We start from the raw sequence: 20022 nt of genomic DNA, 5'->3' as shown, positions 1-20022 counted from the left end.
TGCTACTGACGCTGAATTACGCCGTGCGGTGAAGTCCTGCGTTGTGCCGCTGCCTTTTCGGCAGGGGCCAAATACGCTCGTTCCGCAGCCCGTACGTCAAGTTTGCTCAAATGCGTAGACCGCGAAGCCCAAACAATACGGGGACTAGAGACACAGATATGAAATGGCGTTCCCTGTCGGAACAAGCACCATGCAAGTGCCTGGGAACATTTCCGCGTCGCGTTTTCCGGCTTAACGCAACAGTTCGAACAGGCGGGTCGCGGCCGCGCCTACATTATCCTGATGGCCGGTGGCCACGATTGCATATGCCATGTCGCCAACCTGCCAATAGGCGGTGGTTGTATCTTCGACGTCTCTGGTGCGCGGCGGCATGACAAGAAATGGGCCAGGCCTGGCGGCAAAGATTGATATCAGTCCGAATTCTGTGGTGTGGACGGCGATCTCTACGCTAGGCCCATGGCGTGACGGATAAACCTGTACGTCTGAGACCGTCCAACTGCTGGGGAGTTGGGGCAGTTTCAGGCCGGTGCCAGCCATCAACTCGTCCGGATCGTAATCTGTTGCCTGGACCTGAGAGGTCATGGACGCGCGCAGTTCTGTGGTGTGGTGTGCGTCGACCGCGGCGGACACATAGTCTGGTACCGCACTCGAAGCCCATGCGGATGTGTGGCCGACTTGATCGTGGGCAAGCCAGCCGAGCATGACAAGCACGCACGCCGCAAACACCGGCCTGGCATTTCGGAAAAGCTGCTGCCTCTGCAACTTGCCGCCCAGGCGGGCGGCCAATAGCTCTGTTTCGTCCGAAACAGATACTTCATCGGCCACGAGCGCCATGCGAAGCTCGCCGCGCAATCGCAAATCGGCCATGATCCCGGCGGCCTCGGAGGGGTGCTGCGACAGCCAGTGTTCAACAGCTATGCGCCGTTCGGGCTCAAGCTGATCATCAGCGTAGGCAACGAGGTCCAAAGCATCAATAACATTGCCTTTTGACATCACTCGTTCTCCTTCACCAAGCTCAGTGTTGGTCCACTTTCCCAGCGACGCAGTGCCTCTCGACCACGGGAGATGCGCGACATGACCGTTCCTGCCGGGACACCGAGTACCTCAGAAGCCTCGTCATAGCTCAATCCTTCTATGGTCACGAGATGCAAGGCTTCGCGTTGTTCAACCGGGAGTAGATCGAACGCACGGCGAACTTGTGACAGTCGCAACGTGTCGTATTGGTTGGCGGGCAAGGTCAGCGCGACGCGAGAGCCAAATTCGCTTTCATGGTCCGCTGCGCTGGACCGCGACCGCAGTCGATCGACAAAGAGGTTATGCATCACGGCCAGCAACCAGCCGCGCAAATTTCCGCCTGCGCGATAGCTGGCGCGTCGCTCCAGGGCGCGTAGGAGGGCCTCCTGGACCAAGTCCTCCGCTTCCGAAGGGTTTCGTGTAAGGCTCAGCGCGTAGCGCCGCAGGGCCGGCAATTGCCCAAGGACATCGAACTGGCCTCGTCCCCAAGATGCCATGCGTTGCCGAAGTCCTCGCCCGTTCACTCTGCAGCTAGTGAAGCATCGGGAATGACGTCAGGCAAGTTTGCGCCGCGCACCCCAGGCTCAAGCAGTGCAAGCAATTGCGCGGAGCAATGATTGAGATCGAACTCGGGGTCGTGGGCCAATCGTGCAAGGCCACTATCGATGGCTCCGGAGATTGCTCCGGCCACCACATGCGCATCGAACTGCTTGAAATCGCCAGCAAGTTGTCCAGCCATCAGCGTTTCTGCCAGCCAGTCGCGCTGTTCACGCCAGATCGAAATCTGATCCTCGTCCTGGCCATTTCCGTCACTTTCGGCAAGGTGGCGCATGGCGAGGACCTCGACCTGTCGATCGCGCATGAGCTGGAGATGAGTACAAACAAATGCTGCAATCCGCTCCCAGGCTTCATCACGACTTTCTGCCCTTTTCACTGCGGAGAGGAAGGTCCGTTCGCGTAAACGCTCCATCACCGCGGCGAAAAGTCCGTCCTTATTTCCAAAATAGTAGCAAATTATCCCCTTCGCGACCTTGGCCTCCCGCGCGACGCGTGACAGCGACGTTCCCGTCAAACCGTCACGCGCAATGACGCGAATGGTACAATCGATGATGTGTCTGCGTCGCGTGGCCTCCATAGACTCCATCATCGCCATGTTCACGCCACCTTGGAAATATCCGGGACGGCGTCGAGGAGCATGCGCGTATAGTCGGCCTGCGGGTTATCGAAAATCTGATCAGTCGGACCTTTCTCCACCATCACCCCGTTGTGCAGCACACCTACGGCATTGCTCATCTGCCGCACCACGGCAAGGTTGTGGCTGATGAGCAGATAGGTCAGGCCGAATTCCTCCTGCAGGGCTTGCATCAGCTCAAGAACCTGGGCCTGCACCGACACGTCGAGGGCGGACGTTGGCTCATCGCAGACGATGAACTCGGGCTGGCTCGAAAGGGCCCTCGCTATGGCGATGCGCTGGCGCTGCCCCCCGGAAAATTCATGAGGAAATTTCCGCATCACGCTGGGATCGAGCCGCACCTTCGTCAGGAGTTCGGCGACCCGCTGGTCCACCTCGGTGCGGTTGCGGGCTATACCCAGCGTGCGCATCGGCTCTGCGATGATGTCCTTCACCCTCCAGCGGGGATTGAGGCTAGCATAGGGGTCCTGGAAGATCATCTGCACGCGTTTGCGGCGCTCCTGATGCCCTTTGCCGCCGGCCCATATGTCGTGGCCATCAACCAGGATATGACCTGAGCTGGGGCGAACGAGGCCGACGATCATCTTGGCACAGGTCGACTTGCCCGAGCCGCTCTCCCCGACAAGGCCGAATGTCTCGCCCTTGTTGATGGTGAAGCTGACCTCGTTGACGGCGCGGAACATTTCCACCTTGCCAGGCAGGAGCTTGGTAAAGCTGCCGCCTCCGATCTCGAAATCCCGTACGAGCGCTTTGACCTGCACATACGCCTTGTCATCGTTGGCGGCGACGCTGGGCACTGCTGCCCCTTCCTGACGGACGATAGTCGGGATCGATTCAATAAGCTTGACTGTGTACGGTTCACGAGGCCGGCGAATGATGTCACCGACAGTGCCTGTCTCCACCACCTTGCCATGGTGCATGACCACCATTCGATCTGCGGTCTGTGCGATGACGCCCATATCATGCGTAATCAGCATCACCGCCGCGCCGTGGCTGGCACAGAGCTTCTTGAGAACTTTGATGATCTGGGCCTGGACAGACACATCAAGCGCCGATGTGGGCTCGTCGGCAATGATGAGTTCTGGTCCTGCCGCGATGGCCAGCGCGATGACCACGCGCTGCCGCATGCCGCCGGAAAATTGGTGCGGATAGCTATCGATGCGCTCCGCCGCTTTTGGGATGCCGGCCTCGGTCAGCAAATCGATAGCCTTCTTGCGCGCTTCGGCCTCATTGAGCGGCAGATGCGTGCGAATGGTCTCCACCAACTGCTTGCCCACAGTATAGAGTGGGTTGAGGCTTGTGAGCGGATCCTGAAAGACCATGCCGATGCGCTTGCCGCGCAGTTTTGCCTTCTGCTCTTCTGACAGGTTGTCGATCCGCATGCCCTTCAGGCGGATTTCCCCACCCGCAATATGGCCTGGCCGCTCGATAAGACCGATGACAGCGGAGCCGGTCATGGATTTGCCGGCGCCACTCTCGCCCACCACGCCCACGACTTCACCGGGCATGATGTCGAAGGAGACTCCATCTACGGCACGGAACACGTCATCACGGAAGGGGAACTCTACGACGAGGTCCTTTATGGAAAGAACGGGCTCGGTCATCAGCGCAACTTCGGGTTGAGGGCATCGCGCAACCAGTCACCAAGAAGGTTGACCGAAAGAGCGAGCAAAATAAGGGTGGCGGCCGGGAACAGCAGGATCCACCATTCTCCCGAGAACAGAAATTGCTGGCCGATGCGGATCAGCGTACCCAGCGAGGGTTGTGTTGGTGGGACGCCTACGCCGAGATAGGAGAGCGTGGCCTCCTCGATGATAGCCAATGCCAGCCCGATCGTGCCGATGACCAGCACCGGACCCATGACATTGGGCAGAACGTGGCGCAGCAGAATGATGATCGGATTGACACCGAGTATTCGGGCTGCCGCGACATAGTCCTTCTGCCGCTCAACCATCGTGGCGCCGCGCACTGTGCGTGCGAACTGTGCCCAGTTCGCCAGACCGATGGCGACGATCAGGACCCAGACGGCCGTACCTTCCTGCTGATTGGGCGGAATGATCCCGCGTGCAACCCCGAAGATCAGAAGTGCGATGAGGATCGCCGGAAAGCTGAGCTGGACGTCTGCAACGCGCATGATGATGGCGTCGACGACGCCACCGACATAGCCGGAGACGAGCCCGAGGCCCACGCCCATGACCATTGCGAAAAGAGTGGCCATAACCCCGACGAACAGGGAGACGCGGGAGCCGTACATGATCGTCGAGAGCATGTCCCGGCCTTGGCTGTCTGTGCCAAGCGTGAAGTACTTGCCGCTCATCGACGTGGAATTGGGCGGGGTGAAGCCGTCCATCAAATTGAGCGTGGCCGGGTTGAACGGATTGTAGGGGGCCAGCCAGGGAGCAAATATGGCCATGAGGATGAGCAGCGCCGCGACGACGGAGGCGACGATGGTGATTGGAGAATGCCTGTAGGACCACACAATGTCGGATTGGACAAAGTTCTTCCAGCGCGACGACTTTGCCGCGAGTACGGGCGTATCGGGGGATTGGGGCAGATCTGTCACGATGCTACCTCCCGGTTTTTGCGCCGACGCGCAGTCGCGGATCGACGATGAAATAAAGGATGTCGACGATGAGGTTGATCACCACAAAGACGAGCGCCACGAAGACGAGATAGGCGGCCATGACTGGCACGTCGACGGCCGCAACCGAATTGACGAAGAGGGAACCCACGCCCGGCCACTGAAATACCGTCTCGGTGATAATGGCGAAGGCGATCACGGAACCCAGCTGAAGCCCGGTAATCGTAATGACGGGAACCATGGTATTCTTGAGTGCATGGCCGAAATTAATGGCACGCTTGGAAAGCCCGCGAGCCCTTGCGAAACGGATATAGTCGGTCCGCATCACTTCGAGCATTTCTGCCCGCACCAGGCGCATGATCAGCGTGAGCTGGAACAGCGAGAGCGTGATGGCTGGCAGGATCAGCGACCGAAGGCCGGATTGCGTGAGGAGACCTGTGCGCCACCACCCAATCTGCACGACTTCGCCACGCCCGAACGACGGGAGCCATTTTAGTTCCACGGCGAACACGTAGATGAGCCCGATGCCAATCAGAAAGGTCGGGATTGAAACCCCGATCAGCGACAGGGTCATGATAATGCCTGTCGAAACAGCCCTCTGGCGAAGGGCAGTATAGATGCCCAAAAGGACCCCGCCGATGAGTGCGATGATTGAAGAGGCGAATGCCAACTCGATCGTCGCCGGTAGCCGTTCAAGGATCAACTGGCTCACTGGCTGTTGCAGACGATACGATATGCCGAACTGGCCTTGGAGGGCGTTGGCGACAAAATAGAAAAACTGGACGTAGAACGGTTGGTCGAGTCCAAGGCGTTCGCGCGCCGCGTCGTAATCGGCCTGCTTGGCATCCTGGCTGAGCAGGGCAGCCAAGGGATCGCCAACATAACGGAAGACGAGGAAAGCGATGAAAGCCACGACTAGCATGACGATGACGGATTGCAGAAGCCGCCGGGCAATGAAGGCGAGCATGGCGCCCCCTCAAATGCGAACCGCCGCGGGAGACGGACTCTCCGCGCGGCGGCCCTGGATTGACGGAAATTAGTCGAAAGTGACCGTGGTCATGTTCGGCTGGTTTTCCGGCTGCACCGGCAGGGTGACACCTTCGCGCATTGCGTAGGCGAGCACCTGGTTGTGCACGGGCATCAGCACCCGGTCTGCCTTCACTACGTTCCAGATTTCGGCGATCGTCGCATCGCGTGCGGCGATGTCGTCCATCGTGCCGAGGGCGATGATCTTCTCGTCCAGTTCCGGATTGCTGTAGAGGCCGACATTGTACGTGCCATGCAGATCCGTCTTGGAGTGGATCAGGTCGTTGAAGACATAGGCGGAGTCAAAGGTTGGGACGCCCCAGCCGAGCAGATAGAAGTCGGAATTGTTGGCGAGAATGATCGGGCTGTGTTCGGCGACCGGACGCGAGGCCAGGGTCACCTTGATGCCGATCTGGCCGAGCATGCCGACATAGGCCGTGGAGATGGCTTCGTCATTGACGTAGCGGTTGTTCGGTGTGTCGAGCGTGACCGTGAAGCCATCCGGATACCCGGCTTCCACCATAAGCGCCTTGGCTTTTTCGATGTCGGGTTTCGGATAGGCGTCGAGTTCCGGGGTCCACCCGTTCACGAAGGGCGGGTTGGGAATGCCGGTGGGGATCGACTGGCCACGCATGACGACCTGCTTGATCGCATCTCGATCAAGAACCAGCTCCATCGCTTCGCGCACCTGCGGGTTGTTGAACGGGTTGCTGTCGGTGATGTTCGAGGACTTCAGCGGCTCTTCGCCAAAGCGATAGCCGAAATAGATGAAGCGATTTTCCGGGCCGATTTCGACCTTGAATCCCTCAGTATTGCCAAGGCGCTCAATGTCCTGCGGCGGCACGTCCTGGACGATGTCGACTTCACCGGAGAGCAAGGCCGAGACGCGGGTCTGGGCATCGGCAATGGTGAGATATTCGATATCGGTCACGGCGGGCTTTTCGCCCCACCAGCCGTCGTGAGACGTGAGGACCGTTTTGACGTCGACTTCACGCGATACCAGGGTGTAGGGACCGGTGCCATTGGTGTTCAGCACCGAGTAATTGCTCGCGCCGCTCGCGAAATCCTGGACGACGGCGAGATCGTGCTCGTCAGACCAGGTTTTGTCCATGATGAAAGTGTTGGTCAAGTTATTCGGGTAGATGAGGGCAGGGCCCTTCATCTGGAACTCGACGGTGTGGTCGTCTACCGCACTCACCGATACCACTTCTGCGTGCAGTTGCTTCATGTTCGAGAACTCGCTTTTCGCGCGTTCAATCGAATAGATGACATCCTCTGCAGTGAAGTCGTTGCCGTTATGGAACTTCACGCCCTCGCGCAGCTTGAACACCCAGACCGTGGGGTCGCCTTCCTTCAAACCCCATTCCGTGGCCAGGCGCGGCGTCAAAGAGCCATCATTGTCGCGACCAAGCAGCGTCTCGTAGATGTGGTGGGCGACGGTATGGGTGTTACCCTGGTTCTGCGAATGCGGATCCAGAGTGAGCGCGTCAGAAGAGCGCGCCCAGCGGATGGTTTCGGCATTGGCGACGCCAACAAGCACAGTCGACGCGATAAGCACCGCCGTTAGGCGGGCAAGTGACTTTTGCATCAATGTTCTCTCCGTTCCTGAGTGACGACCTCCTCGCTGAATTCATGGGAGGCTTGTGTCACACGAGAGCCCAGATTTTATGCCAAATCAATCAGTCATTACTGTTTTCAGTGGGCCGACTTTGCAAATTACACTTCTGCATTGCTCGGTGTCGGCCGATTTTTTCGGTAAATGGCAATTTTAAACTTGGTGATACGAAAGCTTGCGCAGCACGCTTCGTATACGGAGTGAACCCCGATTTTATTCCGGCGGTCTGACGATTTTTTCGTGAAAGCCGGAAAAGGATTTCGCGGCGAGCACAGCCGTGCTTCCGCACGGCTGTGCCGGCAGTGTCTGAGCCAGCATGAAGATCAGAGCATTATTGCGGTTTGCGCTGCGCCTAGGCGAAGACCAGGCTCCAGATCAGGATCAGGAAGCTTGTTAGGGCACCATTCAAGGCCATGGCAATTCCTGCGAACGCACCCGCAACGTCATTGACCTGAAATGCGCGGGCGGTGCCGATCCCGTGAGACGCAACGCCTACGGCAAAACCCCTTGCTGCATAGTCCTTGATACGCAGAAAGTTCATTAGCGGCGTGACGATCACAGCGCCCGTTATGCCGGTCAGGATGACCAGCACTGCGGCCAGAGAAGGGACACCGCCGAGGCTTCTGGCCAGTTCCATGGCAATAGGCGCGCTCGTCGATTTGGGGGCGATCGAGGCGATGATATCTGCTGGGGCACCGAACGCGGCAACGATGGCGACCGCGCTGCCGATCGCTGTCAGCGAGCCAGCGAGAAGCGCGCCTGCCATGGGCAGGAGGACTGGTCTGACCTTGTCGAGATTCTTGAACAGAGGCACGGCCAGGGCCACTGTCGCCGGGCCCAGCAGGAAGTGCACGAACTGCGCGCCTTCGAAATAGGTCGCGTAGGGCGTGCCAGAGACAAGGAGCAGGGCGATGATTATCGCCCCCGCAATCAGAACGCTGTTGGCCAGAGGCGAGCCACCCAGCTTTCTGCCGACAAAATGGGCGGCCAGAAATGCCGCGATGGTCACTGCCAGCCAAAGGAGGGGACTGGTGTTGAGATAGACCCAGATCGTGCTGATGCCGCTCATGGCGACTGCTTTCCAGTCAGCTTGGCGATCCAGAGGAACGTTCCAACCGTTACCAACAGGGTCGCCAGCGTCGAGAGCACAACCGCGAGCAGCAGTGGCCCACCCCAATCGACGAGGACGCCCCCATATTGGATTACCCCGACTGCCGAGGGCACGAAGAGCAGGGACAGCACGCCGATGAGCCCAGATGCCACCGCATTGGTGCTGGAGTCGAGTGACTTGCGGACAGTAAGGAAAACGAGCAGCAGCAGCATGCCCGCCACCGGCCCTGGAAAAGCGAAGGAGGGAAGGATCAGTCGCGTTGCGACAACAAAGATCTCTCCCGCCAGTTGGAAGCCAAGCAGAACCGCAAAGCCGGCCAAGATTGCCACCGGGGTCAGTGCCGGCCGGGCAGTTTCGGTTTCGCTTTGTGGGCTCATCGCCTTACCTTTGCTTGGCAGTGCGCGGACGGAGCGCTGATGGGTGGGGCTAGAGGGCGTGCTTGACCACCTTGCCATTAGCCATGATGAGCGACATGTGCGCGCCGTCATCCTGCAGCAAGGTAATGTCCTCAAGCGGATTGCCGTCAATAACCAGCAAGTCGGCATATGCATTTTCGGCGATGGTGCCGGCGAGACCTTCCAGCTGGCAGAGACGGGCGCCGATCGTCGTGGCGGAGCGGATGATCTCGGCAGGGCTCAGTACCTTGGCAAGGAGTTCAAACTCCATGCAGTGATATTTGCGGAGCTGACCCAGAAGGTCCGACCCGAAAGCCATCGGCAGGCCGGCGTCGCGCATGATCTCGAGCGAGCGCAAGCCGCCGCTGCGAACGGTCTCGATCTTGGAAAACTCGGTGGCGCCGAGGCCGAGTGCCTCACCCTCGATAGCCAGGGCATCGTAGGCGACGAGCGTCGGCACGGCGATGCAGCCCTTTTCGGCGGCGAGTTTGGCCGTCTCCGGTTCGATCAGATTGCAGTGCTCGAGCGAATGCACGCCGAGTTCGACGCAGCGACGGATGGCCTTGTCGGTATAGACATGGGCCGAGACGTACAGGCCTGCATTGTCCGCCTCTTCCACCATGGCAGCGATCTCTTCGCGCGAATACTGGATGGAGTGGATCGGGTCATTGGGGGAGGAGACCCCGCCATTGGCCATTACCTTGATGAAGTTTGCGCCTTCCTTGATCATCGTGCGGCAGGCGGTGCGGACATTGTCGACGCCGTCCACGATGAGTCCCATGGAGCCGAGACGGTCCGACAGGATGCCGGGGCGATCATCAGTGCGCTTGCGCAGGTCAGCGTGACCACCCGTGGTGGTAAGGCCCTTGCCGCAGATGACGAGGCGCGGGCCATCGACGAGGCCTTCCTCGACTGCCAGAACCAGGCCGTAATCGGCGCCACCCAGATCCCGCAATGTCGTAAAGCCACGCATCAGCGCGTCGTTCATCACCCGAGCAGAGCGCAGTGCTGAAAGCGAACTCGGGGCGATCATGTTGCCCCAAAGGTCGAGCGTTTCGGCCACCACGTGGACGTGGCAATCGATAAGGCCGGGCATGAGGGTCTTGCCGGCAAGATCGATGATCTCTGCGTCGGCAGGGCGGGGAAGGGCGGCGCCGATGGCAGTGATCCGGCTTCCCGTCACCTGCACTTCGAGGTCATCCCGCAGCTGGCCCGCCTCGGCATCAAGAATATGGCCGCCGGTGAAAATAATGGTCTTGGTCATTGGATTACTCAGCGGTGGTGACAGGCGACAAGCTGCCCGTCTTCGCGCGCGGTCAGCGCGGGCTCGTCAGCCTTGCAGATATCGGTCGCCAATGGGCAGCGCGTATGGAACGGGCAGCCGCTCGGCTTGCGTGTGGCGCTGGGAATGTCGTCATTGGTGGCGCTGAAGCTGTGACGCTTGCGCGGGTCGCGCGAGGGCGCCGACCGCATCAATAGTTCGGTATAGGGATGGCGTGGGGTCGCAAAGATGGTTTTCTTCGGGGCTATCTCGACGATTTTGCCGAGATACATCACAGCCACACGATGGGAGATGAACTCCACCACGCCCAGATCGTGCGAGATGGAGAGATAGGACACACCGAGATCGCGCTGCAGATCGCTGAGCAGATTGAGGATCTGTGCCTGAACCGACACGTCGAGCGCCGAGACCGGCTCGTCGCAGACAATGACATCGGGATTGAGGGCCAGTGCGCGGGCAATGCCGATGCGCTGGCGCTGGCCGCCGGAGAATTGGTGCGCAAAGCTCTCGGCCTGGTCCGGGCGCAGGCCAACACGCTGCATCAGTTCGGAAACGCGGGCATCGCGGTCTTCGTTCGTGCCGACATTGTGGATGTCGAGCGGCGCGCGGATAATGTCCTTGACCCTCTGGCGAGGATTAAGGGACGAAAACGGATCCTGAAAGACGATCTGCATGCGCCGGCGATAGGATTTGAGCGCCGCGCGATTAAAGCCACGGATCGGTTGGCCGTCAAACTCGACGCGGCCGCCCGTTGGCTTGACGAGCCCCATAAGTGCTAAACCAGTGGTGGATTTACCGCAGCCACTCTCGCCCACAAGGCTGAGTGTTTCGCCTCGATTGAGGGAGAAGCTGACGCCATCGACGGCTTTGACCGCACCGATCTGGCGCTGGAACACGCCACCCCGAATGGGGAAATGGACCTGCAGGTTCTCGACGCTGAGTAGGGGTGTCTGATCAGGCTGCATCATTGTGCTCCCAGCAGGCGGCCCAGTGGCCCGGGCGTTTTTCCTCGAATGGTGGACGTTCCTCGAGGCAGCGGGCCGAGGCGTTGGGGCAGCGGGGCGCGAAGGCGCAGCCCTTTGGCAGGTCCCAGAGCGGCGGAACGGTTCCAGCGATATCGGCGAGACGGTCGCCCTCCTGCGAGGAAGTACCGGCGCCGGGCACGGCACCCATCAGGCCGACTGTATAGGGGTGGAGGGGATTGTCGAAGAGGTCGTAGATGCTGGCTTCCTCGACCTTGCGGCCGGCGTACATCACGATGACCCGATCCGCGACTTCAGACACCACACCGAGATCGTGCGTGATGAGAATCTGGGCCGTACCTAGCCGCTTCTGCAGATCGGAGATCAGCCCCAGGATCTGGGCCTGGATAGTCACGTCGAGTGCGGTGGTCGGTTCGTCGGCAATGATGATGCTGGGGTCGCAGGCAAGGGCGAGTGCGATCATGGCGCGCTGGCGCATGCCACCCGAAAGCTCATGCGGGAACTGCCTGGCGCGACGTTCGGGGTCGGGCATCTGCACGAGGCGCAGCACTTCGATTGCGCGCTGATGGGCGCTGTTGGCACTGCACTTGCGGTGAGCGCGCACGGCCTCGGCAATCTGCTCCCCGATGCTCAGCACCGGGTTGAGCGCGGTCAGTGGTTCCTGGAAGATCATCGCGATCTTCTCGCCGCGGAAATGCTCCACTTCACGCTGGTTCATGGCCAGGAAGTCCTGGCCGTCGATCAGCATCTTGCCGCTGGTCACCCGCGCCGCCTCGGGCAAGAGGCGCAGCAGGGAGAGGGCGGTCATGGACTTGCCACAGCCGCTTTCGCCAACAATGCAAAGGGTTTCACCCGGCCGCACTGAGAGGCTCATGTCTGAGACGACGGCGAATGACCCTTGGGCGCCCCTGATCTCGATATTGAGATCGGACACCTCTATCGCCGCTTTTTCAATAGCGCTTGTCTGGCTCATCGCCGTCGTCTCCTTTACCAGCCGGGGCAGGCCGATCTCGTCCGCAATCAGTCGGTGGCGCCGTCGAGGTTACCGACCATGTACGCATAGTCGCCGCTATGGACGAGATTGCGGGTTAGGTGCTGCATGATCATGATGCCGTTTTCGAAGGGGGTTTTGATCTCTTCGAGAACTTCGAAATTGTAGGGGCTGACGACCCGTCCAAGCAGTGCGCCGCCCTTGATGACTTCGCCATTTGCCGGCGCCAGGGTTTCAATCCAGCCACCCTGCGTCGGCCGCACGCCGGCCAGCTCGGTGACCACGATCTGCTTTGGATTCTCCCAAGGTTCTCCGGCGATGGTGCCGGTAGTCTTGAGCATGTTGAGCACACCGTCGACCGTCTGCTTGACGTAGCCCGTCTGCTCGACAATGCCGCCGCCCAGCTCGATCACTGCAACCGGGATGTTGCGGGTGTCGATGGTCACCGTCTTGGTGGTGCCGCCGAACACAGTGCCCTGCTTGTTCTCGACCGGACGGTAGAGGACCTTGGAGCCAAAGGCGCGCGACAGGCGCTCGTCATTCCAGATGTAGACATAGTCCACGGTCGGACGGTCGGTGCCCGAATGCAGATCGATATGAACGTCGATCTTATTGAGGAACTCATTGGTCAGTGCATGGGCGAGCTGCTGGCTGTGGGTGCCATTCGGATTGCCCGGAAACTGACGATTGAGGTCGACCTTGTCGATGGTCGAATAACGCTCGTTGACCGCAAATGCCGACGGATTTGCAACCGGCAGCAGGAGAATGCGACCCTTGATCGGCATTTCCTTGAGCACGCGGAAGAGATCGAGGATCGCCTGCGAACCTGTGTTTTCATTGCCGTGGATGGACGCTGAAATCCCGATGGTAGGTCCGTCTTCTTCACCGACCAGCTCGTGCATGAAGATCACGGCGTCGGAACCGTCGGCATTGGTGGTGAATTTGGGGCGAAGCTGATTGATGGCTTTTACCATGATGAATTCCTTAGTTACTTGGCGGACTTGCCGCCGCCGCGGGACAGCTGGCGGGGATCGAGAATGTCCCGAAGGCCGTCGCCGAGAAGATTGAAGCCGAGCACAGTGACCATGATGGTTGCGCCCGAAATAATGGAGAGCCACGGCGCGTCACGCATGAAGCGAGTGCCGTAGGCGAGGGTCCAGCCCCAGGTCGGCTCGGGGGGAGGAAGGCCGAAGCCGAGGAAGCTCAGCGCCGATTCAGAGATGATCGCGGTGCCCAGGCCAAGCGACGCCAGCACGATGATCGGCCCGAGAGCGTTGGGGAGGATTTCCTTGAACAGGATACGGATGGGACCCGCACCAAGCGCCCTGGCGGCCTGGACATAGTTCTGCTCGCGCAGAACCAGGGTGGTGGCGCGCACCACGCGGGCATATTCCGTCCACGCCACCACGATGATCGCGAGCGCGACATTGAAGACGCCCGGTCCCAGCACGGCGACAATGGCGAGGGCAAGAACGATCGCCGGGAAGCCGAGGAAGATGTCGGTAATACGCATCAGGAGCTGGTCTACCCAGCCACCGAAATAGCCGGCGGCAAGACCGACCACGGTTCCGATCACTGCCGAAACGGTCACGGAAATGACCGCGATGGTCAGCGAGATGCGTGCCCCAAAGATCAGGCGGGACCAGAGGTCGCGCCCAAAATTGTCCGTGCCCAGGATGTGGTCCATGGTGGGACCGGCGAAACGGTTGCGCATGTCCATTTGCTCCACCCCATGGGTAGCGAACCAGGGCGCGAAGACGGCAAGGACAATGATGGTGAGCGTGATCAACGCGCCCACGATCAGCGAAATATTGGTCAGAGCTTTCGGCAATCGCATGGGCGTTATCCGAGGCGTACGCGCGGATCGACCGCGGCGTAGAGAAGGTCGACGATCAGGTTCACGAGGGCGAACACGATGGCGAAGGTCAGCACGATGCCTTGAATGAGCGGCAGGTCACGCTGCGAGATGGCGGAGATGGTCAGCTGACCAAGGCCGGGCCAGGCGAAGATGGATTCGGTGAGCACTGCACCCCCGAGGAGGGCGCCGAAGCGCAGGCCGATGACGCTGAGCACGGGCAGCAGCGCATTGCGCAGGGCATGGCGCACGACGACACGCCCCTTGCGCAGGCCCTTGGCATAGGCGGTGCGCACGAAGTCCTCCCGCAGCACTTCCAGCATGGAGGCGCGGACGAGCCGGGAGATGATTGCCGCCGAATTGGCCGCCAGTGCCAGTGCGGGCAGGGCGATATGGCGGAAAGAATCCCAGAGCACCTGCGGCCGGCCATTCAGCGCCGCCCAGAGTGCCTCATGCATTGGCACGCCGCGGCCGATCGAGGGGAGCCAGCCCAGTTGCACGGCAAACAGCAGCATGAGCAGAAGACCCAGCCAGTAGACGGGCATGGAAACGCCAAGCTGGGCGAAGAGCATGGTGACGGTATCGACCCAGGAGCCCTGACGGATAGCCGCCAGGACGCCGAGGGTGATGCCGATCACGCTGGCAAGCAGAAGAGCAACGACGGCGAGTTCGATGGTCGCGCCAAGCCGACCGGCGATGATCTCGCTCACCGGCTGGTTCTGGAAGATGGAGCGGCCCATGTCGCCCTGCAGCAGGGCGGCAAAGTAGTTCCACAGCCGAATGAACCAGGGGTCATTGAGGCCAAGAGAATTGCGCAAATTCTGGATCGCCTCGGGAGTGGCGTCCTGTCCCAGAAGCACAGCGGCCGGATCACCCGGAATGATGAGCAACAGGCCAAAGGTCACCACGACCATGCCGATGGCCATGGGGATGAGGAGGAGCAGGCGGCGGGCAATGTAGGCGAGCATGGCGACCTACCTCAGTTCGAGCGGAAGAGCGTCATCCCAGGATGACCTCGTCCAGCTTGCGGGGATAATTGGTGAGGCTTTCCGGGCCCGATGCCGTCACGAGCACCGTATCGGCCAGGCGGAAGCCGCCAAGTCCGGGCACGTAGAGCGCCGGTTCGGAGGAGCAGACCATGCCGGGGAGCAGGACGGTTTCGTCGCCGCCTTCCACCCATGGGGGCTCGTGGAACATCACGCCCATGCCGTGGCCGACGCGATGCGGGCAGAACTGGAACACACCGTGATCCCGATAGAAATTGAGGGCCCGATCATCGGCGGAGGAACAAGTGGCGCCCGGTTGAAGGCCTGCCGTGCCGATGGCCTGCGCTTCCTGGGAAAGATTGTAGAACTTTTCCTGCTCGGCATTGGGTTCGCCGAGGATGAAGGTGCGCTCGCTTTCGGCGGCTCGTCCCCCAACTCGGCAACCGAGCGAGAGGATCATGCTTTCGCCGCGCTGGGGGCGATGGGCTGTGGGCATGCCGTGCGGAAATGCGGAGCGCAGGCCCGAGTAGACAAGGCCACCAGCGATGCCCGCGACATACATGATGTCCTCATGCTCGTTCTGCATGGTTTCGAGGGCATGGCTGATGATGTAGTTTTCGATCTCGATTTCGGTCGGCATGGTTTTGCCGGTGCGCAGCGCCTCGGAGATCAGTTCCGCACCGGCATTGACCATGCTGTCGGAGATGCGGGCTGCTTCGCGATGCAACACCAGCTCTTCGGGGTATTTGATATAGCGCTGCACGCTGACGAGGGACGTGGCAGCCATCCGCGCATTCGGGAAGGCACGCTGGATCTGCGCCACGCGGCCGTTGGACATGCCGAAACTGTGGCCGATCGTCCCCTTGAGATTACCCAGCGTGCGCGCCAGCACCGCAAATGCGGGGTCGCGGCCGGGAAATTCGAAATAGACCACCAGTTCTGCGTCATCATACTGCGCGCTGGCGTGGTGCCGCTCAAGCTCTGGGATGAGCAGATAGGTCGTGGTCGCCGTCAGGACGACGGCAATCGGCCGCTCATTGGAGTAGTGCGAGAAGCCGGTCGTGTAGACGACATCGTCATTGGAATCCAGAATGAGGACATCAATCCCCTGCTGGGACATTTTTGCGCGAATGTCGCGTTGAACCCGCGCGTAAAACTCGGCGCTGAGGCGCTGGTTGAAAGTCATGACGGTCGTCCTGCTCTGGAGCGTTCGGGGATGGGCCGGCGCCTGAGCGCCGACCCAAGCCATTGGCTTAGTCGTTGAGGCCGATCAGGCCGCGCAGATTGCCGCGCGGAGTGGCCTGCACTTCAACCGGCAGGTCCTTGCTGTAGAACAGCTGATAGCCCTGGGCCGAGACGATGTAGTAGGGCAACTCTTCGGCCAGGATTGCAGCGGCCTTCTGGTAGGCAGCGGCGCGTCCGGCCTGGTCGAGGGTCGAGCGACCTTCCTGCAGCAGGGCGTCGACTTCAGGGTTGGAATATCCACCCCAGTTGGTCGGGCCACCGGTCGAGAGCTGGGCGAACATCAGGCGATCGGGATCGACGATGTTCAGCCAGCCGAGCAGGGCGATCTGGTGCTTGCCCTGCTGGACGTAGTTGGTCGAGAAGCTCGGCCAGTCGCTGATCTGGGCCACGGCCTTCACGCCAGCCATTTCGAACATGGCCTGGAGGAACTCCACGGTCTGGACGCGGTTGGTGTCTTCCGAATGGGTCGACAGCACGACTTCGAGTGCCTTGCCGTCCTTGTCAAGGAAGCCGTCACCATTGGTGTCGCTCCAGCCCAGCTCGTTGAACAGCGCGACAGCGCCCTCAACGTCGAAGGTCGGCTGCACGATGTCGGCCGAATAGGCCCAGGACGACGGCAGGATGATCGAGGTCGCCACTTCGTCGACGCCCTGGAAGATGTCGTTGACGATGGTTTCCTGGTCGATCAGCATCGAGAATGCCTGACGCATCTTCGGGTCGGCCAGCAGCGGATCGTTGGCGTTGAAGTTGACGTAGGTCACGCCAAGGCCGGCCATGATGACATTACCGAAACGGTCGTCGTTCTTGAGGCGCTCGATGTCCTGGGGCGGCAGCGGTGACTGGATGACGTCCAGGTCTCCGGCCTCGAAAGCCTGCGAACGGGCGGAGTTGTCGCCGATGATCTTGAGCGAGACCTTCTCGAAGGCCGGCTCGGCACCCCAGAAATTCTCGTTCTTGACCAGGGTGATTTCGCTGCCGCGGTTCCAGCTGTCGAGCTTCATCGGGCCGGCGCCGACCGGGTTCAGGGCGATGTCATGGCCGCCTTCGACCAACGCCTTGGGGACAATGCCGACGTCGAGATAGCTCAGCAGCGGCGCATAGGGTGCGCTCAGGCTGAACTTGACGGTCTGCGCATCGACGGCCTCGATCGCGGTGATCGGAGTGTAGAGCGCGCGCTGGGGGGCGTTGAGATCCGGGTTGAGCAGCGTAGTGTAGGTGAACACCACGTCATCGGCCGTCAGCGGGCTGCCGTCGGAGAATTTCAGATCCGGGCGCAGCTTGAAGATGACCGTCTGCGGATCGGGGCTTTCCCATCCCTCGGCGAGGTCCGGAACGGCCTCGAGATTGGGGGTGATGTGCACGAGACCCGAATAGATCAGGTCATTGGCGCGCGAAGCCGTGGTGTCGCGCATGAGGCGCGGGTCGAGCGTGCCGGCATCGACGTCCATGCCGACGACGAGTGTGGTTGCGTCCTGTGCGATGGCTGCATGCATGGGCATGAAGCTCAGCGCGACAAGCGCACTGGTTGTCAGTAGAAATTTCTTCATAATGTTCCCTTCCTTGACATTAAGCTGTCTGTCTTTCAGATCCCGGATTTGCCTTTGATTGACGCAGTTGGGCGAGTTTCGGGACCAGAATTGTCTCCAGGGCGCCTGGGTCTGGCGCGTGCCGGAATTCGAAGCACTGGACGCCGGGCCGAACGATCTGGGCCACGTGATCGGCACCCGAGGCGAAGACCACTGCATCGCAGGTTGAAAGGATCTCGGCCAAATCCGGGGCCGAGGACCAGGTCACGCGAATATCCGACACATGCGGGGCAAATTCCCGCACGCTCGGCCGCATGATCGCGATATATTCCTGGAAGTGCGTCACCGCCGCGACGCGCGAGCGTGGGTCGAGGCCGGCAAGCGTCTGGCGCGTGCGTTGGGACGGTAGAAAGCGCAGACCCAGCACCAAGGCGCCCTTGACCGCACTGCGGACCTCGGCTTCCCGATGGCCGAAGGTAATCACGAGGTCAGCCTGAAGGCAGAGCCGATGCTCTGGTCCGTCGGCCTGGAGGGCTTCAAGAGTGACCAACTCGATGGTGTCGAGAGGGGAGAGTGCGGGACGGATATCGTCGACATAGTCGCGGCCGGGGCCCTCGAATATGCACACGAAAACAAGCTTCAGTCCGGTGTCCGGGCGCCGCATATGTGCGCGGGCATTTATCATGGCCACAAGTGACATGGGCGAAACGCCCAGCGCCTCGGCCTTGGCAATGATCGCGTCGATGTCGCGGCTCAACGCGTTGATGGGCTGGTTGTCATCGAGCGCCTTGCGCGGGTCGCGCATGGTGAACGCACCAAGGCCCTGCCGCATCTCCACCAGGCCTTCGTCGCGCAGCTGCTGGTAAACCTGGTTCACCGTCATCGGTGCCACGCCCAGCTCTGCGGCGAGCTGGCGCACCGAGGGCAGCTTGGTGCCGTAGGCGGCGTCGCTGAAAGACAGCACATAGCTCAGAAGACCGTGCAGCTGCGTCCCGATCGGTACGGGGAGGGACTTGTCGATGCTGGACGGGTCGAAGGTGAACATGTGTTCTATCCGGTTGATACACTGACCGTACCCATGCGTTCGCAGCAGCGCAATAGGGTGTGAGAGTTTTTCGCGCAGCTTGTGAATTAGCTGCTTTTATGAGCATCGTCTCCGGGGTTTTTGGGCTTTCACGCGCGGCTCCGCCGATGCTAGAGTCCAGATTTAGCAAGATTGCCGCGGAAGGTGTACTAATGGAATATGTCAATCTCGGTCGGACCGGCCTCAAAATCTCAAAATTGGGCTTGGGCTGCATGACGTTCGGCTCGCCGACATGGGCGCCGTGGGTGCTTGACGAGGCCGCCGCCCGTCCGATCATCGAGAAGGCTGTCGATCTGGGGATCAACTTCTTCGATCTGGCTGACATGTATTCGCTTGGTGCATCTGAAGAGGTTGTGGGCCGCGTGCTCAAGGACGTTCCGCGCCACAAGCTCGTCTATGGCTCCAAGCTCTACAATCCGATGAGCGGCGACGTGAACGATCGCGGTCTCTCGCGGAAGCATATTTTCGATTCCATCGATGGCACGTTGAAGCGCCTCAACACCGATTACATCGACCTCTATTCGCTGCACCGTTTCGACTACGAGACGCCGCTCGAAGAAACTCTCGATGCACTCAATGATGTCGTCCGCCAGGGCAAGGTCCGCTACCTCGGCGCATCGTCCATGCATGCCTGGCAGTTCATGAAGGCGATCGGTATCCAGCGCGCCAACGGTTGGGCGCAGTTCGTCTGCATGCAGAACCACTACAATCTGATCTACCGCGAAGAAGAGCGCGAAATGCTCCCGCTCTGCATCTCGGAAGGCATCGGCATTACGCCCTGGTCGCCTCTGGCCCGTGGTCGTCTCGCGGCACGTCCGGAAGCCGACACCACCCGCTCACAGACCGACAAGACCGCCCAGGCGCTTTATGATCGGACGAAGGATGCCGACGACGCCGTCATCGCTGCTGTCCGTGCGGTCGCGGAGCGTCATGGCCGTCCGGCGGCTCAGATTGCCTATGCTTATGTCGCGCGTCGCCCCGGCATCACCGCGCCGATCGTCGGTATTTCGAAGCTGCATCAGTTCGATGACGCGATTGCCTCGCTCGAAGTCAAGCTGACCCCGGAAGACATCGCGCAGCTCGAGGCTCCCTATGAGCCAAAGCGCGTCGCTGGCCACGTCTAAGGATATTTCGCG

General features: G+C 60.6%; 19 protein-coding genes. 1 reads left to right on the top strand and 18 read right to left on the bottom strand.

The annotated features are described in order from the left end of the window. Positions 1-231: 231 nt before the first annotated feature. From N0P34_RS14485 to N0P34_RS14400, 18 genes are all read right to left on the bottom strand, one after another. Positions 232-993 carry an anti-sigma factor gene (locus tag N0P34_RS14485; protein WP_275603931.1) on the bottom strand — a complete coding sequence of 254 codons (762 nt, stop codon included), beginning with the start codon at positions 991-993 and terminating at the stop codon, positions 232-234. Then, positions 993-1511 (bottom strand): sigma-70 family RNA polymerase sigma factor, encoded by a 519-nt coding sequence (locus N0P34_RS14480; RefSeq protein WP_275603930.1) that lies wholly within the window; start codon positions 1509-1511, stop codon positions 993-995. Before N0P34_RS14480 ends, N0P34_RS14485 begins: the two co-directional genes overlap by 1 nt. 23 nt (positions 1512-1534) lie before the next feature. Beyond that, positions 1535-2167, bottom strand: a complete 633-nt coding sequence (locus tag N0P34_RS14475) for a TetR/AcrR family transcriptional regulator (protein WP_275603929.1) — start codon at positions 2165-2167, stop codon at positions 1535-1537. A gap of 2 nt (positions 2168-2169) precedes the next feature. Then, complete coding sequence (locus N0P34_RS14470) at positions 2170-3810, bottom strand: ABC transporter ATP-binding protein (protein WP_275603928.1); 1641 nt, start codon at positions 3808-3810, stop codon at positions 2170-2172. Further along, on the bottom strand, positions 3810-4760 hold the full coding sequence (locus N0P34_RS14465) for an ABC transporter permease (RefSeq protein WP_275606993.1): 951 nt from the start codon (positions 4758-4760) through the stop codon (positions 3810-3812). Before N0P34_RS14465 ends, N0P34_RS14470 begins: the two co-directional genes overlap by 1 nt. 13 nt (positions 4761-4773) lie before the next feature. After that, positions 4774-5754: an ABC transporter permease gene (locus tag N0P34_RS14460; RefSeq protein ID WP_275603927.1), complete on the bottom strand. Its 981-nt coding sequence runs from the start codon at positions 5752-5754 to the stop codon at positions 4774-4776. A gap of 69 nt (positions 5755-5823) precedes the next feature. Continuing rightward, complete coding sequence (locus N0P34_RS14455) at positions 5824-7401, bottom strand: ABC transporter substrate-binding protein (protein ID WP_275603926.1); 1578 nt, start codon at positions 7399-7401, stop codon at positions 5824-5826. A gap of 379 nt (positions 7402-7780) precedes the next feature. Next, the gene (locus N0P34_RS14450; RefSeq protein ID WP_275603925.1) at positions 7781-8497 is read right to left on the bottom strand and encodes an LrgB family protein; all 717 of its coding nucleotides are present in this window, start codon (positions 8495-8497) and stop codon (positions 7781-7783) included. Further along, positions 8494-8916, bottom strand: a complete 423-nt coding sequence (locus N0P34_RS14445) for a CidA/LrgA family protein (RefSeq protein ID WP_275603924.1) — start codon at positions 8914-8916, stop codon at positions 8494-8496. Before N0P34_RS14445 ends, N0P34_RS14450 begins: the two co-directional genes overlap by 4 nt. Positions 8917-8965: 49 nt before the next feature. After that, on the bottom strand, positions 8966-10198 hold the full coding sequence (locus tag N0P34_RS14440; protein WP_275603923.1) for an amidohydrolase family protein: 1233 nt from the start codon (positions 10196-10198) through the stop codon (positions 8966-8968). 8 nt (positions 10199-10206) lie between these two features. Continuing rightward, the gene (locus N0P34_RS14435; RefSeq protein ID WP_275603922.1) at positions 10207-11184 is read right to left on the bottom strand and encodes an oligopeptide/dipeptide ABC transporter ATP-binding protein; all 978 of its coding nucleotides are present in this window, start codon (positions 11182-11184) and stop codon (positions 10207-10209) included. Beyond that, positions 11171-12172: an ABC transporter ATP-binding protein gene (locus tag N0P34_RS14430; RefSeq protein ID WP_275603921.1), complete on the bottom strand. Its 1002-nt coding sequence runs from the start codon at positions 12170-12172 to the stop codon at positions 11171-11173. The genes N0P34_RS14435 and N0P34_RS14430 overlap by 14 nt, the downstream gene beginning before the upstream one ends. Positions 12173-12219: 47 nt before the next feature. Then, positions 12220-13164: a succinylglutamate desuccinylase/aspartoacylase family protein gene (locus N0P34_RS14425; protein ID WP_275603920.1), complete on the bottom strand. Its 945-nt coding sequence runs from the start codon at positions 13162-13164 to the stop codon at positions 12220-12222. A 14-nt stretch (positions 13165-13178) separates the two neighbouring features. Further along, positions 13179-14027, bottom strand: a complete 849-nt coding sequence (locus N0P34_RS14420; protein WP_275603919.1) for an ABC transporter permease — start codon at positions 14025-14027, stop codon at positions 13179-13181. Positions 14028-14032: 5 nt separating this feature from the next. Next, positions 14033-15013, bottom strand: a complete 981-nt coding sequence (locus N0P34_RS14415; protein ID WP_275603918.1) for an ABC transporter permease — start codon at positions 15011-15013, stop codon at positions 14033-14035. A gap of 31 nt (positions 15014-15044) precedes the next feature. Continuing rightward, entirely contained in the window at positions 15045-16217 is a 1173-nt protein-coding gene (locus N0P34_RS14410; RefSeq protein WP_275603917.1) for a Xaa-Pro peptidase family protein, read from the bottom strand. A gap of 67 nt (positions 16218-16284) precedes the next feature. Further along, on the bottom strand, positions 16285-17823 hold the full coding sequence (locus N0P34_RS14405) for an ABC transporter substrate-binding protein (RefSeq protein WP_275603916.1): 1539 nt from the start codon (positions 17821-17823) through the stop codon (positions 16285-16287). Positions 17824-17842: 19 nt separating this feature from the next. Beyond that, a complete protein-coding gene (locus N0P34_RS14400) occupies positions 17843-18847 on the bottom strand; it encodes a GntR family transcriptional regulator (RefSeq protein ID WP_275603915.1) in 1005 nt (334 codons plus the stop codon). Between the two features lie 191 nt (positions 18848-19038). Between N0P34_RS14400 and N0P34_RS14395 the strand changes: the two genes are divergently transcribed. Then, entirely contained in the window at positions 19039-20010 is a 972-nt protein-coding gene (locus N0P34_RS14395) for an aldo/keto reductase (protein WP_275603914.1), read from the top strand. Positions 20011-20022 lie beyond the last annotated feature (12 nt).

It is taken from the genome of Devosia sp. FJ2-5-3 (assembly GCF_029201545.1).
In the GTDB taxonomy this organism is placed as follows: domain Bacteria; phylum Pseudomonadota; class Alphaproteobacteria; order Rhizobiales; family Devosiaceae; genus Devosia.
This window is presented reverse-complemented; position numbering and strand designations above follow the sequence as displayed.

Bases quoted from the DNA above. Each gene is read 5' to 3' on its own strand.
- N0P34_RS14485 (WP_275603931.1), bottom strand. From the start codon at position 993: ATGTCAAAAGGCAATGTTATTGATGCTTTGGACCTCGTTGCCTACGCT.
- N0P34_RS14480 (WP_275603930.1), bottom strand. From the start codon at position 1,511: ATGGCATCTTGGGGACGAGGCCAGTTCGATGTCCTTGGGCAATTGCCG.
- N0P34_RS14475 (WP_275603929.1), bottom strand. From the start codon at position 2,167: ATGGCGATGATGGAGTCTATGGAGGCCACGCGACGCAGACACATCATC.
- N0P34_RS14470 (WP_275603928.1), bottom strand. From the start codon at position 3,810: ATGACCGAGCCCGTTCTTTCCATAAAGGACCTCGTCGTAGAGTTCCCC.
- N0P34_RS14460 (WP_275603927.1), bottom strand. From the start codon at position 5,754: ATGCTCGCCTTCATTGCCCGGCGGCTTCTGCAATCCGTCATCGTCATG.
- N0P34_RS14455 (WP_275603926.1), bottom strand. From the start codon at position 7,401: ATGCAAAAGTCACTTGCCCGCCTAACGGCGGTGCTTATCGCGTCGACT.
- N0P34_RS14450 (WP_275603925.1), bottom strand. From the start codon at position 8,497: ATGAGCGGCATCAGCACGATCTGGGTCTATCTCAACACCAGTCCCCTC.
- N0P34_RS14445 (WP_275603924.1), bottom strand. From the start codon at position 8,916: ATGAGCCCACAAAGCGAAACCGAAACTGCCCGGCCGGCACTGACCCCG.
- N0P34_RS14440 (WP_275603923.1), bottom strand. From the start codon at position 10,198: ATGACCAAGACCATTATTTTCACCGGCGGCCATATTCTTGATGCCGAG.
- N0P34_RS14435 (WP_275603922.1), bottom strand. From the start codon at position 11,184: ATGATGCAGCCTGATCAGACACCCCTACTCAGCGTCGAGAACCTGCAG.
- N0P34_RS14430 (WP_275603921.1), bottom strand. From the start codon at position 12,172: ATGAGCCAGACAAGCGCTATTGAAAAAGCGGCGATAGAGGTGTCCGAT.
- N0P34_RS14425 (WP_275603920.1), bottom strand. From the start codon at position 13,164: ATGGTAAAAGCCATCAATCAGCTTCGCCCCAAATTCACCACCAATGCC.
- N0P34_RS14420 (WP_275603919.1), bottom strand. From the start codon at position 14,027: ATGCGATTGCCGAAAGCTCTGACCAATATTTCGCTGATCGTGGGCGCG.
- N0P34_RS14415 (WP_275603918.1), bottom strand. From the start codon at position 15,013: ATGCTCGCCTACATTGCCCGCCGCCTGCTCCTCCTCATCCCCATGGCC.
- N0P34_RS14410 (WP_275603917.1), bottom strand. From the start codon at position 16,217: ATGACTTTCAACCAGCGCCTCAGCGCCGAGTTTTACGCGCGGGTTCAA.
- N0P34_RS14405 (WP_275603916.1), bottom strand. From the start codon at position 17,823: ATGAAGAAATTTCTACTGACAACCAGTGCGCTTGTCGCGCTGAGCTTC.
- N0P34_RS14400 (WP_275603915.1), bottom strand. From the start codon at position 18,847: ATGTTCACCTTCGACCCGTCCAGCATCGACAAGTCCCTCCCCGTACCG.
- N0P34_RS14395 (WP_275603914.1), top strand. From the start codon at position 19,039: ATGGAATATGTCAATCTCGGTCGGACCGGCCTCAAAATCTCAAAATTG.